This window comes from Stutzerimonas stutzeri (assembly GCF_009789555.1).
Classification (GTDB): Bacteria; Pseudomonadota; Gammaproteobacteria; order Pseudomonadales; family Pseudomonadaceae; genus Stutzerimonas; species Stutzerimonas stutzeri_R.
Window position 1 is genome coordinate 2,676,069 of sequence record NZ_CP046902.1, and the last position, 17,006, is coordinate 2,693,074.

General features: G+C 61.3%; 14 protein-coding genes. 12 read left to right on the forward strand and 2 right to left on the reverse strand.

The features are described 5' to 3' along the window. Nucleotides 1–15 precede the first annotated feature (15 nt). The 12 genes from lpdA to sstT all read left to right on the forward strand — a co-directional run bounded on the left by lpdA (nt 16) and on the right by sstT (nt 14,889). On the forward strand, nt 16–1,452 hold the full coding sequence (lpdA, locus tag GQA94_RS12445; RefSeq protein ID WP_158188318.1) for a dihydrolipoyl dehydrogenase: 1,437 nt from the start codon (nt 16–18) through the stop codon (nt 1,450–1,452). A 180-nt stretch (nt 1,453–1,632) separates the two neighbouring features. Further along, nucleotides 1,633–2,799, forward strand: a complete 1,167-nt coding sequence (sucC, locus tag GQA94_RS12450; protein WP_131651543.1) for an ADP-forming succinate--CoA ligase subunit beta — start codon at nt 1,633–1,635, stop codon at nt 2,797–2,799. Beyond that, nucleotides 2,799–3,686, forward strand: coding sequence for a succinate--CoA ligase subunit alpha (gene sucD, locus GQA94_RS12455; protein ID WP_158188319.1), 888 nt, complete (start codon nt 2,799–2,801; stop codon nt 3,684–3,686). Before sucC ends, sucD begins: the two co-directional genes overlap by 1 nt. A 268-nt stretch (nt 3,687–3,954) precedes the next feature. Beyond that, nucleotides 3,955–5,280 (forward strand): branched-chain amino acid transport system II carrier protein, encoded by a 1,326-nt coding sequence (gene brnQ / locus GQA94_RS12460; protein WP_158188320.1) that lies wholly within the window; start codon nt 3,955–3,957, stop codon nt 5,278–5,280. Nucleotides 5,281–5,354: 74 nt separating this feature from the next. Continuing rightward, nucleotides 5,355–6,080 carry a DUF599 domain-containing protein gene (locus GQA94_RS12465; RefSeq protein ID WP_158188321.1) on the forward strand — a complete coding sequence of 242 codons (726 nt, stop codon included), beginning with the start codon at nt 5,355–5,357 and terminating at the stop codon, nt 6,078–6,080. Between the two features lie 56 nt (nt 6,081–6,136). Further along, the gene (locus GQA94_RS12470) at nt 6,137–6,595 is read left to right on the forward strand and encodes a PaaI family thioesterase (RefSeq protein WP_158188322.1); all 459 of its coding nucleotides are present in this window, start codon (nt 6,137–6,139) and stop codon (nt 6,593–6,595) included. Beyond that, the gene (locus GQA94_RS12475; protein ID WP_158188323.1) at nt 6,592–7,038 is read left to right on the forward strand and encodes a PaaI family thioesterase; all 447 of its coding nucleotides are present in this window, start codon (nt 6,592–6,594) and stop codon (nt 7,036–7,038) included. Before GQA94_RS12470 ends, GQA94_RS12475 begins: the two co-directional genes overlap by 4 nt. Nucleotides 7,039–7,086: 48 nt before the next feature. Next, nucleotides 7,087–8,337 carry an MFS transporter gene (locus GQA94_RS12480; protein ID WP_158188324.1) on the forward strand — a complete coding sequence of 417 codons (1,251 nt, stop codon included), beginning with the start codon at nt 7,087–7,089 and terminating at the stop codon, nt 8,335–8,337. Nucleotides 8,338–8,475: 138 nt separating this feature from the next. Beyond that, nucleotides 8,476–10,383, forward strand: coding sequence for a molecular chaperone HtpG (htpG, locus tag GQA94_RS12485; RefSeq protein ID WP_158188325.1), 1,908 nt, complete (start codon nt 8,476–8,478; stop codon nt 10,381–10,383). A 258-nt stretch (nt 10,384–10,641) separates the two neighbouring features. Further along, nucleotides 10,642–11,634: an amidohydrolase family protein gene (locus GQA94_RS12490; protein WP_423835438.1), complete on the forward strand. Its 993-nt coding sequence runs from the start codon at nt 10,642–10,644 to the stop codon at nt 11,632–11,634. A gap of 186 nt (nt 11,635–11,820) precedes the next feature. Continuing rightward, a complete protein-coding gene (locus tag GQA94_RS12495) occupies nt 11,821–13,446 on the forward strand; it encodes a methyl-accepting chemotaxis protein (RefSeq protein ID WP_158188327.1) in 1,626 nt (541 codons plus the stop codon). A 204-nt stretch (nt 13,447–13,650) separates the two neighbouring features. After that, nucleotides 13,651–14,889, forward strand: a complete 1,239-nt coding sequence (sstT, locus tag GQA94_RS12500; protein ID WP_158188328.1) for a serine/threonine transporter SstT — start codon at nt 13,651–13,653, stop codon at nt 14,887–14,889. A 145-nt stretch (nt 14,890–15,034) separates the two neighbouring features. Here the strand turns inward: sstT and fabB are convergent, their stop codons facing one another. Together fabB and fabA are read right to left on the reverse strand one after the other, a co-directional pair. Then, entirely contained in the window at nt 15,035–16,252 is a 1,218-nt protein-coding gene (gene fabB, locus GQA94_RS12505; protein WP_158188329.1) for a beta-ketoacyl-ACP synthase I, read from the reverse strand. An 11-nt stretch (nt 16,253–16,263) separates the two neighbouring features. Next, nucleotides 16,264–16,779, reverse strand: a complete 516-nt coding sequence (gene fabA, locus GQA94_RS12510) for a 3-hydroxyacyl-[acyl-carrier-protein] dehydratase FabA (RefSeq protein WP_021207858.1) — start codon at nt 16,777–16,779, stop codon at nt 16,264–16,266. Between the last annotated feature and the right edge of the window lie 227 nt (nt 16,780–17,006).

Consider the following 17,006-nt stretch of genomic DNA (forward strand, 5'->3'; position numbering starts at 1 on the left):
TCAAGAGGATTGGTAATGAGCCAGAAATTCGACGTCGTCGTCATCGGGGCCGGCCCCGGCGGATATGTAGCAGCCATTCGCGCAGCGCAACTGGGCCTGAAGACCGCCTGCATCGAAAAATATCAGGGCAAGGAAGGCAAGACCGCTCTCGGCGGCACCTGCCTGAACGTGGGTTGCATTCCGTCCAAGGCGCTGCTCGACAGCTCCTACAAGTTCCATGAGGCCCACGAGAGCTTCAAGGTTCACGGCATCAGCACGGGCGAAGTGGCCATGGACGTTCCGACCATGGTGGCCCGCAAGGACCAGATCGTTAAGAACCTCACCGGCGGTGTGGCGGGTCTGATGAAAGCCAATGGCGTGACCGTGTTCGAAGGCCACGGCAAGCTGCTCAGCGGCAAGCAGGTCGAAGTCACCGGTCTCGACGGCAACACCCAGGTGCTGGACGCCGACAACGTGATTCTTGCCTCCGGCTCCAAGCCGGTGGACATTCCGCCGGCGCCGGTCGATCAGAAGATCATCGTCGACTCCACCGGTGCACTGGATTTCCAGAGCGTTCCGGCGAAGTTGGGCGTCATCGGGGCCGGTGTGATCGGTCTGGAATTGGGCTCGGTGTGGGCGCGCCTGGGCGCTGAAGTCACCGTGCTGGAAGCCATGGACAAATTCCTGCCCGCTGCCGACGAGCAGATCTCCAAGGAAGCGTTCAAGGTGCTCAGCAAGCAGGGTCTGAAGATCCTGCTGGGCGCCCGCGTGACCGGCTCCGAAGTGAAGGGCGACCAGGTTACGGTCAACTTCACCAATGCCGAAGGCGAGCAGCAGCAGACCTTCGACAAGCTGATCGTGGCGGTGGGCCGCCGTCCGGTGACCACCGATCTGTTGGCCGCCGATGCCGGCGTCGACATGGACGAGCGTGGCTTCATCTTCGTTGACGATTATTGCGCTACCAGCGTACCTGGCGTTTACGCCATTGGTGACGTGGTTCGCGGCGCCATGCTGGCACACAAGGCCTCGGAAGAGGGCGTGATGGTTGCTGAGCGCATCGCAGGCCACAAATCGCAAATGAACTACGACCTGGTTCCGTCGGTCATCTATACCCATCCGGAAATCGCGTGGGTCGGCAAGACCGAGCAGGCGCTCAAGGCCGAAGGCGTAGAGATCAATGTCGGTACCTTCCCGTTCGCCGCCAGTGGCCGGGCGATGGCCGCCAACGATACCGCGGGTCTGGTCAAGGTGATTGCCGATGCCAAGACCGACCGCGTGCTGGGCGTTCACGTGATGGGTCCGGCTGCAGCCGAACTGGTTCAGCAGGGCGCGATCGGCATGGAGTTCGGCACCAGCGCCGAAGACCTGGGCATGATGGTCTTCTCGCATCCGACCATGTCCGAGGCGCTGCATGAAGCAGCATTGGCAGTGAATGGCCACGCCATCCACATTGCCAACCGCAAGAAGCGCTAACAGCGCCGCGGTAAAGTAGGCGACCCGCGAATGCTTCACTGGAGCATTCGCGTACCGTCGATACCTTCAACGCAAGGTATGACAGGTCTCTGAAAGGTGTTTCTAGATAGTTTTCAGCGACTTGAGGCGACGCGGCATACATGCAACGTCTGATGCACATCAAACCGAACGGTAGCTAAGATGAATCTTCACGAATATCAGGGTAAGCAGCTGTTTGCCGAGTACGGATTGCCAGTTTCCAAGGGCTACGCGGTCGATAGTCCGAAGGAAGCGGCCGAGGCATGCGACCACATTGGTGGTACCGAGTGGGTGGTCAAGGCCCAGGTACACGCCGGAGGTCGCGGCAAAGCGGGTGGTGTCAAGCTGGTGCGCAGCAAGGACGAAGCCCGTGCATTCGCCGAGCAGTGGCTGGACAAGCGTCTGGTGACCTACCAGACGGACGCCAATGGTCAGCCGGTCAGCAAGATTCTCGTCGAAGCCTGCACCGACATCGACAAGGAGCTCTATCTGGGCGCCGTGGTCGATCGCGCCACTCGCCGTATCGTGTTCATGGCGTCCACCGAAGGCGGCGTGGATATCGAGAAGGTTGCCCACGACACGCCTGAAAAAATCCTCAAGGCCACCATCGACCCGTTGGTTGGCGCGCAGCCGTTCCAGGGCCGCGAGCTGGCTTTCCAGCTGGGTCTGAAGGGTGACCAGGTCAAGCAGTTCGTGCACATCTTCGTTGGGCTGGGCAAGCTCTTCGTCGATTACGACCTGGCTCTGCTGGAAGTCAATCCGCTGGTGATCAAGAAGGACGGCAATCTGCATTGCCTGGACGCCAAGCTGAACATCGACAGCAACGCGATCTATCGCCAGCCGAAGCTGCGTGGCATGCAGGACCCGTCGCAGGACGACCCCCGCGAAGCGCATGCGGCCAAGTGGGAGCTGAACTACGTTGCGCTCGATGGCAACATCGGTTGCATGGTCAACGGCGCCGGCCTGGCCATGGGCACCATGGACATCGTCAACCTGCATGGCGGCAAGCCAGCCAACTTCCTCGACGTAGGTGGTGGCGCGACCGAGGAGCGGGTGACCGAAGCATTCAAGATCATTCTCTCCGATGAGAATGTCGCCGCGGTTCTGGTCAATATCTTCGGTGGTATCGTTCGCTGCGACATGATCGCAGAGGGCATCATCGGCGCGGTCAAGGAAGTCGGCGTGAAAGTGCCGGTTGTCGTCCGCCTCGAAGGCAACAACGCCGCACTTGGCGCGAAGATGCTGGGTGAAAGTGGTCTGAACATCATCGGTGCGACGAGCCTGACCGATGCGGCCATTCAAGTCGTCAAAGCCGCGGAGGGCAAATAATGAGCGTCCTGATCAACAAAGACACCAAGGTCATCTGCCAGGGCTTCACTGGCTCGCAGGGCACCTTCCACTCCGAGCAGGCGATCGAGTACGGGACCAAGATGGTCGGCGGTGTCACGCCTGGCAAGGGCGGCACCACTCACCTGGGGCTTCCGGTATTCAATACCGTCAAGGAAGCCGTTGAGGCGACCGGTGCCGATGCATCCGTGATCTACGTGCCTGCGCCGTTCTGCAAGGATTCGATCCTTGAAGCGGCGTTCGGCGGTATCAAACTGATCGTCTGCATCACCGAAGGCATTCCGACCCTCGACATGCTCGAAGTGAAGATCAAGTGCGACGAACTCGGTGTGCGGCTGATCGGCCCGAACTGCCCCGGCGTGATCACTCCGGGCGAGTGCAAGATCGGCATCCAGCCTGGCCATATCCACCTGCCAGGCAAGGTCGGTATCGTGTCGCGTTCCGGCACGCTGACCTATGAAGCGGTCAAGCAGACCACTGATGCCGGTTTCGGTCAGTCCACCTGCGTCGGTATCGGCGGTGACCCGATTCCGGGCTCGACCTTCATCGACATCCTCAAGCTGTTCCAGGAAGACCCACAGACCGAAGCGATCGTCATGATCGGCGAGATCGGCGGTTCCGCCGAGGAAGAAGCGGCGGCCTACATCAAGGCCAACGTGACCAAGCCCGTTGTGTCCTACATCGCCGGCGTAACCGCGCCTGCCGGTAAGCGCATGGGCCATGCCGGTGCGATCATCTCCGGTGGCAAGGGCACTGCCGACGAGAAATTCGCGGCGCTTCAGGATGCGGGCGTGAAAACCGTGCGTTCGCTTGCCGACATCGGCAAGGCCCTCGCGGAGCTGACCGGCTGGGAAGTCAAGCAAGGCTGATCTTTCGCGCGTGACGCCAAATGCCAGTCAGCTTGTCTGACTGGCATTTTTGTTTCGGGGGCTGCCGGAGCGTAGTGGACGCTCATCGTGCAGACGATGCGTCTTTTTGCCGTCATGCCAGAACGGCGCGAGTCCTCGCCCTGGACGGGAAATTCCATTAAGGTGCGTGCTTTTTTCTCGGGCGGCGCGGCAAGCATCGCGCGTGGTTCGGGACAACACGCCTGGGTGCGTTCGTCGTACCAGAACCCTCCTGCAGTGGTGATTACCGATGACTCGATTGAAAGGCCTGGATTTACTGGCCCTCGGCTTTATGACGTTCGCGCTGTTTCTAGGCGCGGGCAACATCATTTTCCCGCCCAGTGCCGGGCTTGCCGCAGGGCAGTCAATCTGGCCGGCCGCGACCGGCTTCCTGCTGACCGGTGTCGGCTTGCCGCTGCTTACGGTGGTGGCGCTTGCCCGGGTCGGCGGCGGCATGGACAGATTGACCGCACCCTTGGGGCGTGGCGCCGGCACGCTGTTGGCGGTGGCGGTTTATCTGGCCATCGGCCCGCTGTTCGCGACACCGCGCACGGCGGTGGTCTCGTTCGAGATGGGCGTAGCACCGTTCTCCGGCCATGCAGCCACGCCGCTGCTGGTTTATACGGTGCTGTTCTTCGTCGCCACGCTGTTCCTGGTGCTGAATCCCGGTCAACTGGTGGATCGGGTGGGTAAATTCATTACACCCGTGCTGCTTGCCGCCTTGCTGGTGCTTGGTGGCGCAGCGTTGTTCGCACCCGCCGGCGAAATCGGCAGCACTGCCGAAAGCTACCGTCACGCGCCGTTGCTCAAAGGCTTTCTGGAAGGCTATCTGACGATGGACACGCTCGGTGCGCTGGTATTCGGCATCGTAATCGCCACGGCCATTCGTGACCGTGGCGTGTCCGACCCCGCGTTGGTAACGCGCTATTCGATGATTGCCGGCGTCGTCGCGGCCATTGGCCTGTCGCTGGTCTACCTGGCGCTGTTCTATCTCGGCGCCACCAGCCAGGACATCGCGGGCGATGCGCAGAACGGCGTACAAGTCCTGACGACCTACGTGCAGCACACGTTCGGTACCACAGGGAGCCTGTTGCTGGCTGTCGTGATCACGCTGGCGTGCCTGACAACGGCGGTGGGGTTGACCACCGCCTGCGGCGAATTCTTCAGCAACCTGCTGCCGGTCAGTTATCGCATGGTGGTGATCGCCTTTACGCTGTTCAGCCTGGCCGTGGCGAATCAGGGGCTTACCCAACTGATCAGCGTTTCGGTGCCGGTACTGGTCGGGCTTTATCCGCTGGCGATCATGCTGGTCGCGCTGAGTCTGCTCGACCGCTGCTGGCTCTCGCAAAGTCGTGTGTTCATTCCGGTAATGGCCGTGACGTTTGTATTTGGCGTGGTCGATGGCCTCTCGGCTGCCGGGTTCACCGAGCTGGTCCCGGACCTTTTCGCGGCCTTGCCCCTGGCGGCGCAAAGCATGGGATGGCTGGTGCCGGTCATGGTTACGCTGGTGATCGCGGCCAGCATCGACCGCCTGCTCGGTCCGGTGCGTGCAGGCGATGGGACGCGCGCGCGGTGAACCGCGACCCGCTTTGGGAAGCGGAGCCCAGCGTGGAGTGGCTATAATCAGGCGCGAGTGTCCAGGGGACTGTCATGTCGATTCCGAGTCATCTTCTACCGCACCTGATTGCCGTCGTCTGGTTCATTTTGTGTTGGGCCGGGTATACCCGATACGCCAGCTGGCGTGGCCGGGATACCGCCTGCCTGGCCAGCGTGCTGCATCTGTACCGCCAGGACTGGATGCGTCGCATGCTGCTGCGCGACAACCGGATCGCCGACGCCAACGTCATCGGCAATCTGGAGCGCAATGCGGGTTTTTTCGCCTCCAGCACGCTGATCATCCTGGCCGGCATCCTCACGGCGCTGGGGGCCTCTGACCGCGCGGTCTCGCTGCTGGCCGATCTGCCGTTCGCCCAGCCGGTGAGTCGAGGTCTCTCCGAAATCAAGCTGCTCGCGCTGGGGGTTGTCTTCGTCTACGCGTTCTTCACCTTCAGCTGGTGCATGCGGCAATACAATTTCGCCGCTGTGCTGGTCGCTTCGGCACCCATGGCAGGGGAGCGCAACGTAAGCGACCAGGAGCGCAAGTCATTCGCCGAGCGGGCGGCGCGGGTCATCTCGATGGCCGCCAATCAGTTCAACTTCGGCTTGCGCGCGTACTATTTCGGCATGGCCACACTGGCCTGGTTCATTCACCCCTGGTTCTTCATGGGGGTGACCGCCGGCGTCGTCCTGATCCTGTATCGCCGCGAATTTCATTCCGATGTGCTGGAGGTGATGGTATTTACGCCAACCTTGCCCATCGACAGCCCCAAAGAATAGGGCGCCTTCGGCCAGCAGGTTAAAATGCTCGGCTTGATTCGATTTCGAGAGTTCGCATGAGCGATAGTCTGATACTGGAGCGCACGCAGCGTTTCCTTTCCCTGTTACGCCATTGTCAGGTGCTCGGCATGAGTGTCGAACACGCCGACGCCCGCGGGCTCACGCTGCGCCTTCCCTATAGCGAGAAGATCGTCAGCAATCCCGAAAGCGGGCTCGTTCATGGTGGCGCGATTACCACTCTGATGGACACGACCTGCGGCATTTCGACGGCATGTGCGTTGCCGGAGTTGGAGATTTGCCCGACGCTCGATCTGCGCATCGACTACATGCATCCGGCCGAGCCGAATCACGACGTGTTCGGCTTTGCCGAATGCTATCGCGTTACGCCCACGGTGATCTTCACCCGTGGCGTGGCGTACCAGCGCGACATCGACGAGCCGATCGCGCACGTCGTGGGCGCGTTCATGCGCATGGGCAAAAGCGCCCTGGTACCGAAGCCGGAGGTGCGTTCATGAGCAGTCTGGACCTCGATGCGCTGGTCAGCGACGCGCATGCCCGCAACAACTACGACACGCTTTTGCAGATGGTGCCGTACGCCAGGCTCATCGGCATCGAGTGCCTGCGCCTCGGCGACGAGATGGTGTTCAGGCTGCCGAAGAATCAGGACAACATCGGTAACCCCACGCTTCCGGCCATCCACGGCGGCGTGATCGCGGGCTTCATGGAGCACGCGGCGATGCTCCATCTGCTGATGTTCATGGGCGCGCCACATTTGCCCAAAATCATCGACTTCTCGATAGATTATCTTCGGGCCGGTCACTATCGTGACACCTTTGCTGCCTGCCAGGTCTGGCGCCAAGGACGCCGTGTGGCCAACGTTGCCGTTACGGCCTGGCAAACGAATCAGGCCGAGCCCATCGCCACTGCCCGTTGTCACTTCAAGGTCAACGAGCCCTGATACGTCTGGCGGCTACCACGCCACTGTAGTTGCCTTCAAGGATGTTGAATGGATGCGTTGCTGATACTGGGCGGGCTGCTGCTGATCGTAGCGGGTCTGGTCTGGTTGATCGTGCTGGCCTTCGGTAAAGGCCTGTTGTGGGGAGTCGGCAGTCTGCTTCCCCCGCTGACCCTGCTGTTCGTGTTCCGCCACTGGACCGCCGCTCGCAAAGCAATTGGCCTGGCCGGCTTGGGGATCATTCCGCTGACGGTAGGATTCACCCTGCTCGCCAGCCACGAGCCGGAACGCATGGCGGCAATCGCCAGCCTGCAATGGCTCGAACCGGATGAGCAGACGCAGCGTCACCATCTGGCGATCCGGCTGCACGGCCAGCTTGATGGCCGGCCGTTCAGCCCTCGGGTCGGCAGGCTCGTCGACGGCGTGCTGACGCTGCGTGAGGGAGACGATCTGTTTGCCAGGCAGGAAGTACGCATCCGACTCGGTGTCACGCCGCCTGGGCCGTTGCAGGTGGACGTACTGCCTCAGGATGTCGCTCCCGTGCCGGAGGTTGAAATCAACTGGATGCGCCCCGAGCAGGAGTTGCCCGAAGCGCGCCGAATCCAGAGTGGTTACACCCTGCACCTCAACCTGCAGCCGGTCCCGCCGAACAAACTGGTCGGCGATTTCCACCTCGTCTTGCCGGCGCATTACCGCACGAGCCTCAGCGGCGAGGTGGAAATCTTCACCGACGACTTGCGGTATCGCGAGGGGAAGGTCGATCTGAGCCACGATTCGGTGGACACGCTCGGCTATCTGGCCAGAGATCATCTGCAACGGCGCTTCGCCACGCGCGCGGTCACGCTCGAGTCCCTGGCGCCGGTCAGCTTTCCGGCATCGGCCATGGTGCTTCCGGTACGGGCGCGGATAAACGGCAAGCCCGAGCGTTTCGAACTCAGCCTGAGCAAGGGCGATCAGGGCTGGGCGGTAGACGACGACACCTATCCGTCATTGCCAATCGAAGCGCAAACGCCTCCTGAGGCTGCGGGCATTCGGCCGCAAGCGCTCCCGGACAACCCCGCATCGCCTCGCATCGATCGTCGGGAGCGGTTTTCCCTGGCACGCTTGCTGCGCGAACCTGCACGCTATGAGCATTTGCAGATGCGAGCCCATACGGCGCGTGGCGGACTGGCGCAAGGGCGCTTCGTCGGCATCGATCGCGAGGGCAACGTAGCGATCCGGCAAACGCTGAAGGGGCCGGGCGAGGCGACCTACAACCTGGCTCCCGGTGAAATCGTCCTGCTCGAATTGCTCGAGCCCTAGCCTCCTGGCGCTTCGGTCAGGCGATCGGCAACCGCGCCTGGCCGCCCGACGCCCTTGAATTCCTGTGCCAAGCCCCCATCTGCTTGTCATCGCCGCAGTCGCGGTCCGTGCCATTGACGATGTGGAGTTTGCAAGACGATGAGTGTGGAGACTCAAAACAAAGAAACCCTGGGCTTCCAGACCGAGGTGAAGCAGCTGCTTCACCTGATGATCCATTCCTTGTACTCGAACAAGGAAATCTTCCTTCGCGAGTTGATTTCCAACGCCTCGGATGCGGCCGACAAACTGCGTTTCGAAGCGCTGGCCAAACCGGAACTGCTCAAAGGCGGCGCCGATCTGAAGATTCGTGTCAGCTTCGACAAGGACGCCAGGACCGTGACCCTGGACGACAATGGCATCGGCATGAACCGTGAGGATGTCATCACCCATCTCGGAACCATCGCCAAGTCCGGCACCGCCGATTTCATGAAACACCTCACGGGCGATCAGAAAAAGGATTCGCACCTGATCGGCCAGTTCGGTGTGGGCTTCTATTCCGCATTCATCGTTGCCGATCAGGTTGAGGTGTTCAGCCGTCGCGCCGGCACGCCAGCCGAAGAGGGCGTGTATTGGTCGTCGAAGGGCGAGGGCGAGTTCGAAGTCGCCACCCTCGATAAGCCCGAGCGTGGCACCCGTATCGTGTTGCACCTGAAATCAGGCGAAGAAGAGTTCGCCGACGGTTGGCGGCTGCGCAACATCATCAAGAAATACTCCGACCATATCGCCTTGCCGATCGAGCTGCCCAAAGAGTTCCATGGCGAGGAAAAGGACAAGCCGGCCGAGCCCGAGTGGGAAACCGTCAACCGCGCCAGTGCACTCTGGACTCGCCCCCGCACTGAGGTGACGGACGAGGAATATCAGGAGTTCTACAAGCACGTCGGCCACGACTTCGAGAATCCGCTGGCCTGGAGCCACAACAAGGTCGAAGGCAAACTCGAATACACCTCGCTGCTCTTCGTGCCGGGCCGGGCGCCGTTCGATCTGTACCAGCGTGAAGCGCCCAAGGGCCTGAAGCTCTACGTTCAGCGCGTATTCATCATGGACCAGGCGGACGAATTCCTGCCGCTGTACCTGCGCTTCATCAAGGGCGTGATCGACTCCAACGATCTATCGCTGAACGTTTCGCGTGAGATTTTGCAGAAGGACCCGATCATCGACTCGATGAAGTCGGCCCTGACCAAGCGCGTGCTGGATATGCTGGACAAGCTGTCCAAGGACAAGCCGGAGGACTACAAGAACTTCTGGAAGCAGTTCGGCCAGGTGCTCAAGGAAGGTCCGGCGGAAGATTTCGCCAACAAGGAAAAGATCGCAGGTCTCCTGCGTTTCGCTTCTACCCAGGATGCTTCGGGCGAGCAGAGCGTGTCGCTCGCCGACTACCTCGGTCGCGTCAAGGACGGTCAGGACAAGATCTACTACCTCACCGGTGAGTCCTATGCGCAGGTCAAGAACAGCCCGCACCTCGAGGTTTTCCGCAAGAAGGGTATTGAGGTCCTCTTGCTGACCGACCGTATCGACGAGTGGCTGATGAGCTACCTCACCGAGTTCGATGGCAAGCAGTTCGTGGACGTCGCGCGCGGCGACCTGGATCTGGGCAAGCTGGACTCCGAAGAGGACAAGAAGGCTCAGGAAGAGATCGCGAAGGCGAAGGAAGGGCTCGTCGAGCGCCTCAAGACCGCGCTGGGCGATGCCGTGGCGGAGGTGCGGGTGTCGCACCGCTTGACCGACTCGCCAGCGATTCTCGCCATCGGTGAGCAGGATCTGGGCTTGCAGATGCGCCAGATTCTCGAGGCGAGCGGGCAGAAGGTTCCGGATTCCAAGCCGATCTTCGAGATCAATCCGCAGCACCCGCTGATCGAGAAGCTCGACGCCGAGCCGGACGAGGACCGTTTCGCCGATTTGTCGCACATTCTCTTCGATCAGGCTGCACTGGCTGCCGGCGATAGCCTCAAGGACCCGGCTGCCTATGTGCAGCGCCTCAACAAGCTGCTTGTCGAGCTGTCCGCTTAACACGCAGCGTACGCACAAAAGGCCCGTCAATGACGGGCCTTTTGCGTTCAGGTTGACGCACGTCACCGCGCCGAAGGCTCGTTCTGATTCCATGCATCGGCGCAGCTCGATCCGCGCAACGCCATTCGATACATGACGAGCCCGACCGGTGCGCTGGCAAAACCGCTGCGCCCACTGAACCGCCAAGCGGCGCAGCGGTCTATCCGGGTGGCTGTCAGGAGGTCTTGGTTGTTCAACTTACGAAACTGTTTCACCGCGCTGTGCCTGCTCTCGCTGATCTCACCGGCCCATGCGCGCGACTATCGCTACAGCGATGCGCATCTGCATTTTGTGGATTTCTTCCAAGAAAGCGATGGCATGAGCAAGCTGCTCGAGGCCATGGACGCTGGCGATATCGACCATGTGATGATCAGCGGCATTCCGGTCGCCAAGAAATGGCACGAAGACGAGCCCAAGCGGCCGCGTTACTATGCTGGCGATGACGCCCCGGTGTACTGGTACAGCGCAACCGATGTGGTGGTCGCGGCGGCGTTGAAGGCGCTGGACGAGGAGCAGCGGAGCCGGCTCCATCCGTTCCTGTCGGGCTTCAACCCCAACGACAAGAATGCCGACGCCCATATTCGGCGAATGCTCGATCTCGATCCGGGCCTCTGGCAGGGACTGGGGGAGATTTTCACTCGTCACGACGACATCACGGCCTTGACCGAAGGGGATACGCCTCGCGCCAATAACGAGGCGTTGACGCGCGTCTACCACCTGGCGGCCGAATTCGATCTTCCGGTGATGCTGCATTCCAACATCACCTCCAAGCGTGAGCGTAATCCGCTCTATCTGGCCGAATTGGAAGACCCGCTGCGCAATCATCCGCATACCCGTTTCATCTGGGCACATGCCGGGACCAGCATGGAGCTGCACCGTCATCAGGAGAAACTCGACTTCCTGCTGCCAACAGTCAGCCGCTTGCTGGACGATTACCCGAACCTGTTCATCGACCTTTCCTGGACGATGCTCAGGCCCTACCTGATGGACGAATCGGGGAAGCCTGACGAACAGTGGTTGGCGCTGATCGAGCGTCACCCTACGCGCTTCATGCTCGGTTCCGATGTCGTGGGGCGGTTTGACAGCCTCGCCGACGGCATGCGCGAATTCGATCCATTTCTGGATGCCTTGCCTGAGGATGTGGCGCGCAAGGTCGCGCGGGATAATTTCCTTGACGTCCTGCCTCGCAAGCGCAGGGCCAGCATTCGCTGAGCGCGCCGCGTATCTACGAAGGGCACGGCAGTGGTTGTGCGTGACCACTGCATTCGGCCGCTGGTCGTAATGGGCGCGTCGAGCGCTTTTCTGACGTCAAAACACTAAAGCTTCCGGGCTGGACTCCGATATCAGGGCTGTTACCGCTGCGATGTGAGCAGCGCGCCTTCTGGAGTAGAAAGTCCTATGTCGATTCGACGTTTGAATATCTCGAGCCGGTCTGCCGTCGGCTTCGGCCTGATCGGTCTGATGGTTCTGGCCCTGGGTTTGTTCGCCTTGAAGCAAATGGCCGAGATGCGCAAGGAATCCAGCGAAGTGGATCAGAACTGGCTGCCGAGCCTCATCAGCCTGGGCAATCTGAATGGCGGAATGCAGCGCATGCGTGCGCTTACCATGCGCATGGTCCTGCTCACCCACGACGACGCGCGCCGAGCGACGCTGCAGGCACTCGACAGGCTGACCGATGAAGTAAACCGGACCAAAGCCGACTACGAACACATGTTGACGACGGCCGCCGAGAAAGCCGCCTATGAACGGTTCGGAACGAGCCAGGCGTTGTATACGGTCGAACAGCGCAAGGTCCTGGAGTTGGCCAACCAGGGCGCCCGTGAGCAAGCGATGGAAGTCATCAACGGCAGCATGTCCGGGCATGCCGACGCGATGACTGCGGCTCTGTACGAACTCCAGCGCATCAACGGCGAGGAGGCAGGGCTCGCTGCGCAGCGTGCGCGTGCTGCGTACGACACGGCGTTCAACTGGGTGATCATCACGCTCATCATGGCCGCGTTTGCCACCGTGGCGTTGGCCGTACTCTTTACACGAAGCATCGTGCGGCCCTTGGGCCAAGCGGTTGAGGTGGCCGAGGCGGTGGCGTCGGGTGACCTGACCCGTGATTTCACCATTGAAGGCAACGATGAGCCGGCGCGACTCCTGGCGGCCCTGAAGGTGATGCAGGCCAATCTGCGCAGTACTCTCCAGGGTATTTCCGAATCGTCCAATCAGCTCGCCTCGGCCGCTGAAGAACTCAATACCGTCACCGAGGATTCGACCCGCGGCCTGCACCAGCAAAATCACGAGATCGAACAGGCTGCGACGGCGGTTAATGAGATGACGGCTGCGGTGGACGAGGTCGCGCGCAATGCGGTGGCCACGTCCGAGGCGTCGCGCGAGTCGGACACCACCGCGCAGCATGGTCGCCAACAGGTGATCAGGACCGTCGAGTCGATAGGTCTGTTGGCAGGCGACGTGACCACCACTGCGAACCAGGTCGAGCAGTTGGCCGGTCAGGTGAGGGACATCAGCAAAGTATTGGATGTCATTCGTTCGATCGCCGAGCAGACCAATTTGCTTGCGCTCAACGCTGCCATCGAAGCGGCCCGTGCTGGCGAGGCCGGGCGTGGCTTTGCCGTCGTCGCCGATGAGGTGAGGGCGCTGGCGCACCGTACCCAGCAGTCCACGCAGGAAATCGAGCAGATGATCGGGGATGTGCACCAGGGCACTGATAAGGCGGTGCAGGCCATGCAAGCCAGCAACGAACGTGCGCGCACGACGCTTGACGTGGCCCGTACCGCTGGTGAAGCGCTCGATGACATCACCCGGGCGATCAGCCAGATCAGTGAACGCAATCTGGTGATTGCCAGTGCCTCGGAGGAGCAGGCCCAGGTGGCGCGTGAGGTCGATCGAAACCTGGTCAACATCCGCGACCTGTCCTTGCAGACTTCGGCCGGAGCCAATCAGACCAGCGCCGCGAGCCAGGAACTGGCACGGTTGGCGATCAGCCTGAACGAGCTGGTTGCGCGTTTTCGCACCTGACCGCATACAGCCAGTGCCCCGCCCCGATCCTGGGACGGGGCCGTATGCGCACCTGTCTGATCGCGGCAGGCCAGGTCCCGATTCGTCTCAAAGCTGGGCATATCGGGCCGATATGGGTACCATCCGGCGTTTTTAATCGGCCGCAGCCATCGCGCGCGCGTCAGGCGATGCGCCCGGCCCAGCCTCTTACGCCGAGACTCTGCAATGTCCAACCTTTCAAGCCGCCTTTTCAGTGCCTATCAACGTGTCAGCCTGGTGGCGCAGATCCTGGTCGGTCTCGTAGCCGGTTGCGTGCTGGCATGGCTGTTCCCTGAAGCGGCGAAATCGGTCGGCTTGCTGGGCGACCTGTTCGTCGCCGGACTGAAGGCCGTTGCACCGATCCTGGTGTTCGTGCTGGTCACCGCGTCTCTGGCCAACCACAAACGCGGGCAGCCGACGCATATCCGGCCGATCCTGGTGCTTTATGCGTTGGGGACGCTGAGCGCTGCGGTGGTGGCTGTCATCGCCAGTACCTTATTCCCGACCGAATTGACATTGACAAGCCAGGCCAGCGACGTCGTGCCACCGTCGGGCGTCGGCGCGGTCCTGCAGACGCTGTTGTTCAACGTGGTCGACAACCCGGTGCACGCCCTGATCGAAGGCAACTTCATCGGCATCCTGGCGTGGGCCATCGGCCTTGGCGTCGCGTTCCGTCATGCCCGTGAAAGCACGCGTGATCTGATTGCGGATATATCGGACGGGGTGACGCTGATCGTCAAAGTGGTCATACGCTTCGCGCCGCTGGGGATATTCGGCCTGGTAGCCGGGACGCTGGCCGAATCCGGTTTCTCGGCGCTGGCCGGGTATCTGCAATTGCTGGCGGTGCTGGTCGGCAGCATGCTGTTCATGGCATTCGTGGTGAACCCGCTGATCGTGTTCTGGCAGATCCGTCGCAATCCGTATCCGCTTGTCCTGACCTGTCTGCGCGAAAGCGGGATCACGGCATTCTTCACACGCAGCTCGGCGGCCAACGTGCCGGTCAATATGCAGTTGTGCGAACGTCTCGGATTGCACAAGGACACCTACTCGGTGTCGATTCCCCTGGGCGCCACCATCAACATGGGCGGGGCGGCAATCACCATTACCGTGCTGACCCTGGCGGCCGTCAATACGCTGGGTATCGTCGTCGATATCCCCACGGCGATCCTGCTCAGCCTGCTCGCCGCCATTTGCGCTTGCGGCGCCTCCGGTGTGGCGGGTGGCTCGCTGCTGTTGATTCCGCTGGCCTGCAGCCTGTTCGGCATCTCCAACGACCTGGCCATGCAGGTGGTCGCGGTCGGATTCATCATCGGCGTGGTGCAGGACTCGACGGAAACCGCGCTGAATTCCTCGACCGACGCGCTGTTCACCGCGGCGTCCTGTATAGCCCATGGCGATGTGGAGCAAGAGGCTGTGCGTGGCTGAGTGAGCCTGCTGGGCCGGCGGCGTACCCTGGCTCGCAGCCGACAGCCGTGTGGTGCGAGAGAGCAAGCAGGTCCCAGGCGATACGAGGTACGCAAACAACAACGGCGCCCTGAGGCGCCGTTGTTGTTTTCGATGCAGCGATGAATCAGCCTTTCCAGCGCTTGAGAACCAGCGTGGCGTTGGTGCCACCGAAGCCGAAGCTGTTGCTCATCACGGTATCGATCTTGGCGTCTTCGCGGGTTTCGCGAACGATCGGCATGTCCGCGACTTCCGGGTCCAGCTCATCGATGTTGGCCGAGCCGGCAATGAAGTTGCCCTGCATCATCAGCATGCAGTAGATCGCTTCGTGCACGCCTGCGGCGCCCAGCGAGTGGCCGGACAGGCTCTTGGTGGAGCTGATGGCCGGAATCTTGTCGCCGAACATGTTACGCACGGCCTTGCTTTCGGCGACATCGCCGACCGGCGTGGAAGTGCCATGGGTGTTGAGGTAGTCGATGTCGCCATCGACGGTCGCCATTGCCTGCTGCATGCAGCGCAGGGCGCCTTCACCGCTCGGGGCAACCATGTCATAGCCGTCGGACGTCGCACCGTAACCGACGACTTCCGCATAGATCTTGGCGCCGCGCTTGAGCGCATGCTCCAGCTCTTCGACCACGACCATGCCGCCACCGCCTGCGATGACGAACCCGTCACGCTTTGCGTCGTAGGCGCGCGATGCCTTTTCAGGCGTGTCGTTGTACTGGCTGGACAAGGCGCCCATGGCGTCGAACAGACAGCTCTGGCTCCAGTGCTCTTCTTCGCCACCGCCGGCGAAGACGACGTCCTGCTTGCCCATCTGGATCTGTTCCATCGCGTGGCCGATGCAATGTGCGCTGGTGGCGCAGGCCGAAGCGATGGAGTAGTTGATGCCCTTGATACGGAACGGTGTTGCCAGGCAGGCCGAGACCGTGCTGCTCATCGTGCGCGGCACGCGGTATGGGCCGATGCGCTTGACGCCCTTGTCGCGCAGGATGTCGATGGCTTCCATCTGGTTGATGGTCGACGCGCCACCGGAACCGGCGATCAGGCCGATGCGCGGATTGGAAATCTCTTCGGCGCTGAGGCCGGAATCTTCCAGGGCCTGCTGCATGGCCAGATAGGCATAAGCCGCCGCATCGCCCATGAAACGCAGGACCTTGCGATCGATCAGCTCTTCGAGGTTCAGATTGACCGAACCTGAAACCTGGCTGCGCAGACCCATGTCCGCATAGGCCTGGTTGAAGCGAATGCCGGGGCGACTGGCGCGCAGGTTGGCGGAAACGGTGTCTTTGTCATTGCCGAGGCAGGAAACGATACCCAGGCCGGTGATCACGACGCGACGCATGCGGAAGTCCTTCAAAAGCTATCGGTAGATGTAAACAGGCCGACACGCAAACCTTCGGCACTGTAGATCTCGCGACCATCCACGCTGACGGTGCCGTCGGCAATGCCGAGGATCAGAGAGCGATTGATGGTGCGTTTGATATGGATGTTATAGGTAACCTTCTTGGCGGTCGGCAGGACCTGGCCAAAGAACTTCACCTCGCCAGAGCCCAGCGCACGACCACGGCCGGGGTTGCCCTGCCAGCCGAGATAGAAACCGACCAGCTGCCACATGGCGTCAAGGCCCAGGCAGCCGGGCATGACCGGGTCACCTTCGAAGTGGCAGGCAAAGAACCAGAGATCAGGGTTGATATCCAGCTCGGCGACCAGTTCACCTTTGCCGTACTTACCGCCCACTTCGCTGATGTGAACGATGCGATCGACCATCAGCATGTTCGGCGCGGGCAGTTGCGCATTACCGGGCCCGAAAAGCTCGCCGCGGCTGCAACGGAGCAGATCTTCCCGAGTAAAGGCCTGTTGTTTGGTCATGCGTATTCCTCAATGGTCCCTTTATGGAGGGCTTGCTGCTTTTGATCCGACTCGAAAACCGAGAGCCAGATCATAAAGACTAGTCATAGACTGCCACCTTGCGCCGAAAGTCACAGCGCAAGGACATGGATACCGTTCGTTTCGACCGACTACGAGACGACCATGGTAGAAACGGGCCGATACTTTAACACTCCTGACCTTTGACAACGACCATGTCGCGACTTGTC

What these genes read in the sequence shown, in the direction of transcription:
- lpdA (WP_158188318.1), top strand. Translation starts at nt 16, where the DNA reads ATGAGCCAGAAATTCGACGTCGTCGTCATCGGGGCCGGCCCCGGCGGA.
- sucC (WP_131651543.1), top strand. Translation starts at nt 1,633, where the DNA reads ATGAATCTTCACGAATATCAGGGTAAGCAGCTGTTTGCCGAGTACGGA.
- sucD (WP_158188319.1), top strand. Translation starts at nt 2,799, where the DNA reads ATGAGCGTCCTGATCAACAAAGACACCAAGGTCATCTGCCAGGGCTTC.
- brnQ (WP_158188320.1), top strand. Translation starts at nt 3,955, where the DNA reads ATGACTCGATTGAAAGGCCTGGATTTACTGGCCCTCGGCTTTATGACG.
- GQA94_RS12465 (WP_158188321.1), top strand. Translation starts at nt 5,355, where the DNA reads ATGTCGATTCCGAGTCATCTTCTACCGCACCTGATTGCCGTCGTCTGG.
- GQA94_RS12470 (WP_158188322.1), top strand. Translation starts at nt 6,137, where the DNA reads ATGAGCGATAGTCTGATACTGGAGCGCACGCAGCGTTTCCTTTCCCTG.
- GQA94_RS12475 (WP_158188323.1), top strand. Translation starts at nt 6,592, where the DNA reads ATGAGCAGTCTGGACCTCGATGCGCTGGTCAGCGACGCGCATGCCCGC.
- GQA94_RS12480 (WP_158188324.1), top strand. Translation starts at nt 7,087, where the DNA reads ATGGATGCGTTGCTGATACTGGGCGGGCTGCTGCTGATCGTAGCGGGT.
- htpG (WP_158188325.1), top strand. Translation starts at nt 8,476, where the DNA reads ATGAGTGTGGAGACTCAAAACAAAGAAACCCTGGGCTTCCAGACCGAG.
- GQA94_RS12495 (WP_158188327.1), top strand. Translation starts at nt 11,821, where the DNA reads ATGTCGATTCGACGTTTGAATATCTCGAGCCGGTCTGCCGTCGGCTTC.
- sstT (WP_158188328.1), top strand. Translation starts at nt 13,651, where the DNA reads ATGTCCAACCTTTCAAGCCGCCTTTTCAGTGCCTATCAACGTGTCAGC.
- fabB (WP_158188329.1), bottom strand. Translation starts at nt 16,252, where the DNA reads ATGCGTCGCGTCGTGATCACCGGCCTGGGTATCGTTTCCTGCCTCGGC.
- fabA (WP_021207858.1), bottom strand. Translation starts at nt 16,779, where the DNA reads ATGACCAAACAACAGGCCTTTACTCGGGAAGATCTGCTCCGTTGCAGC.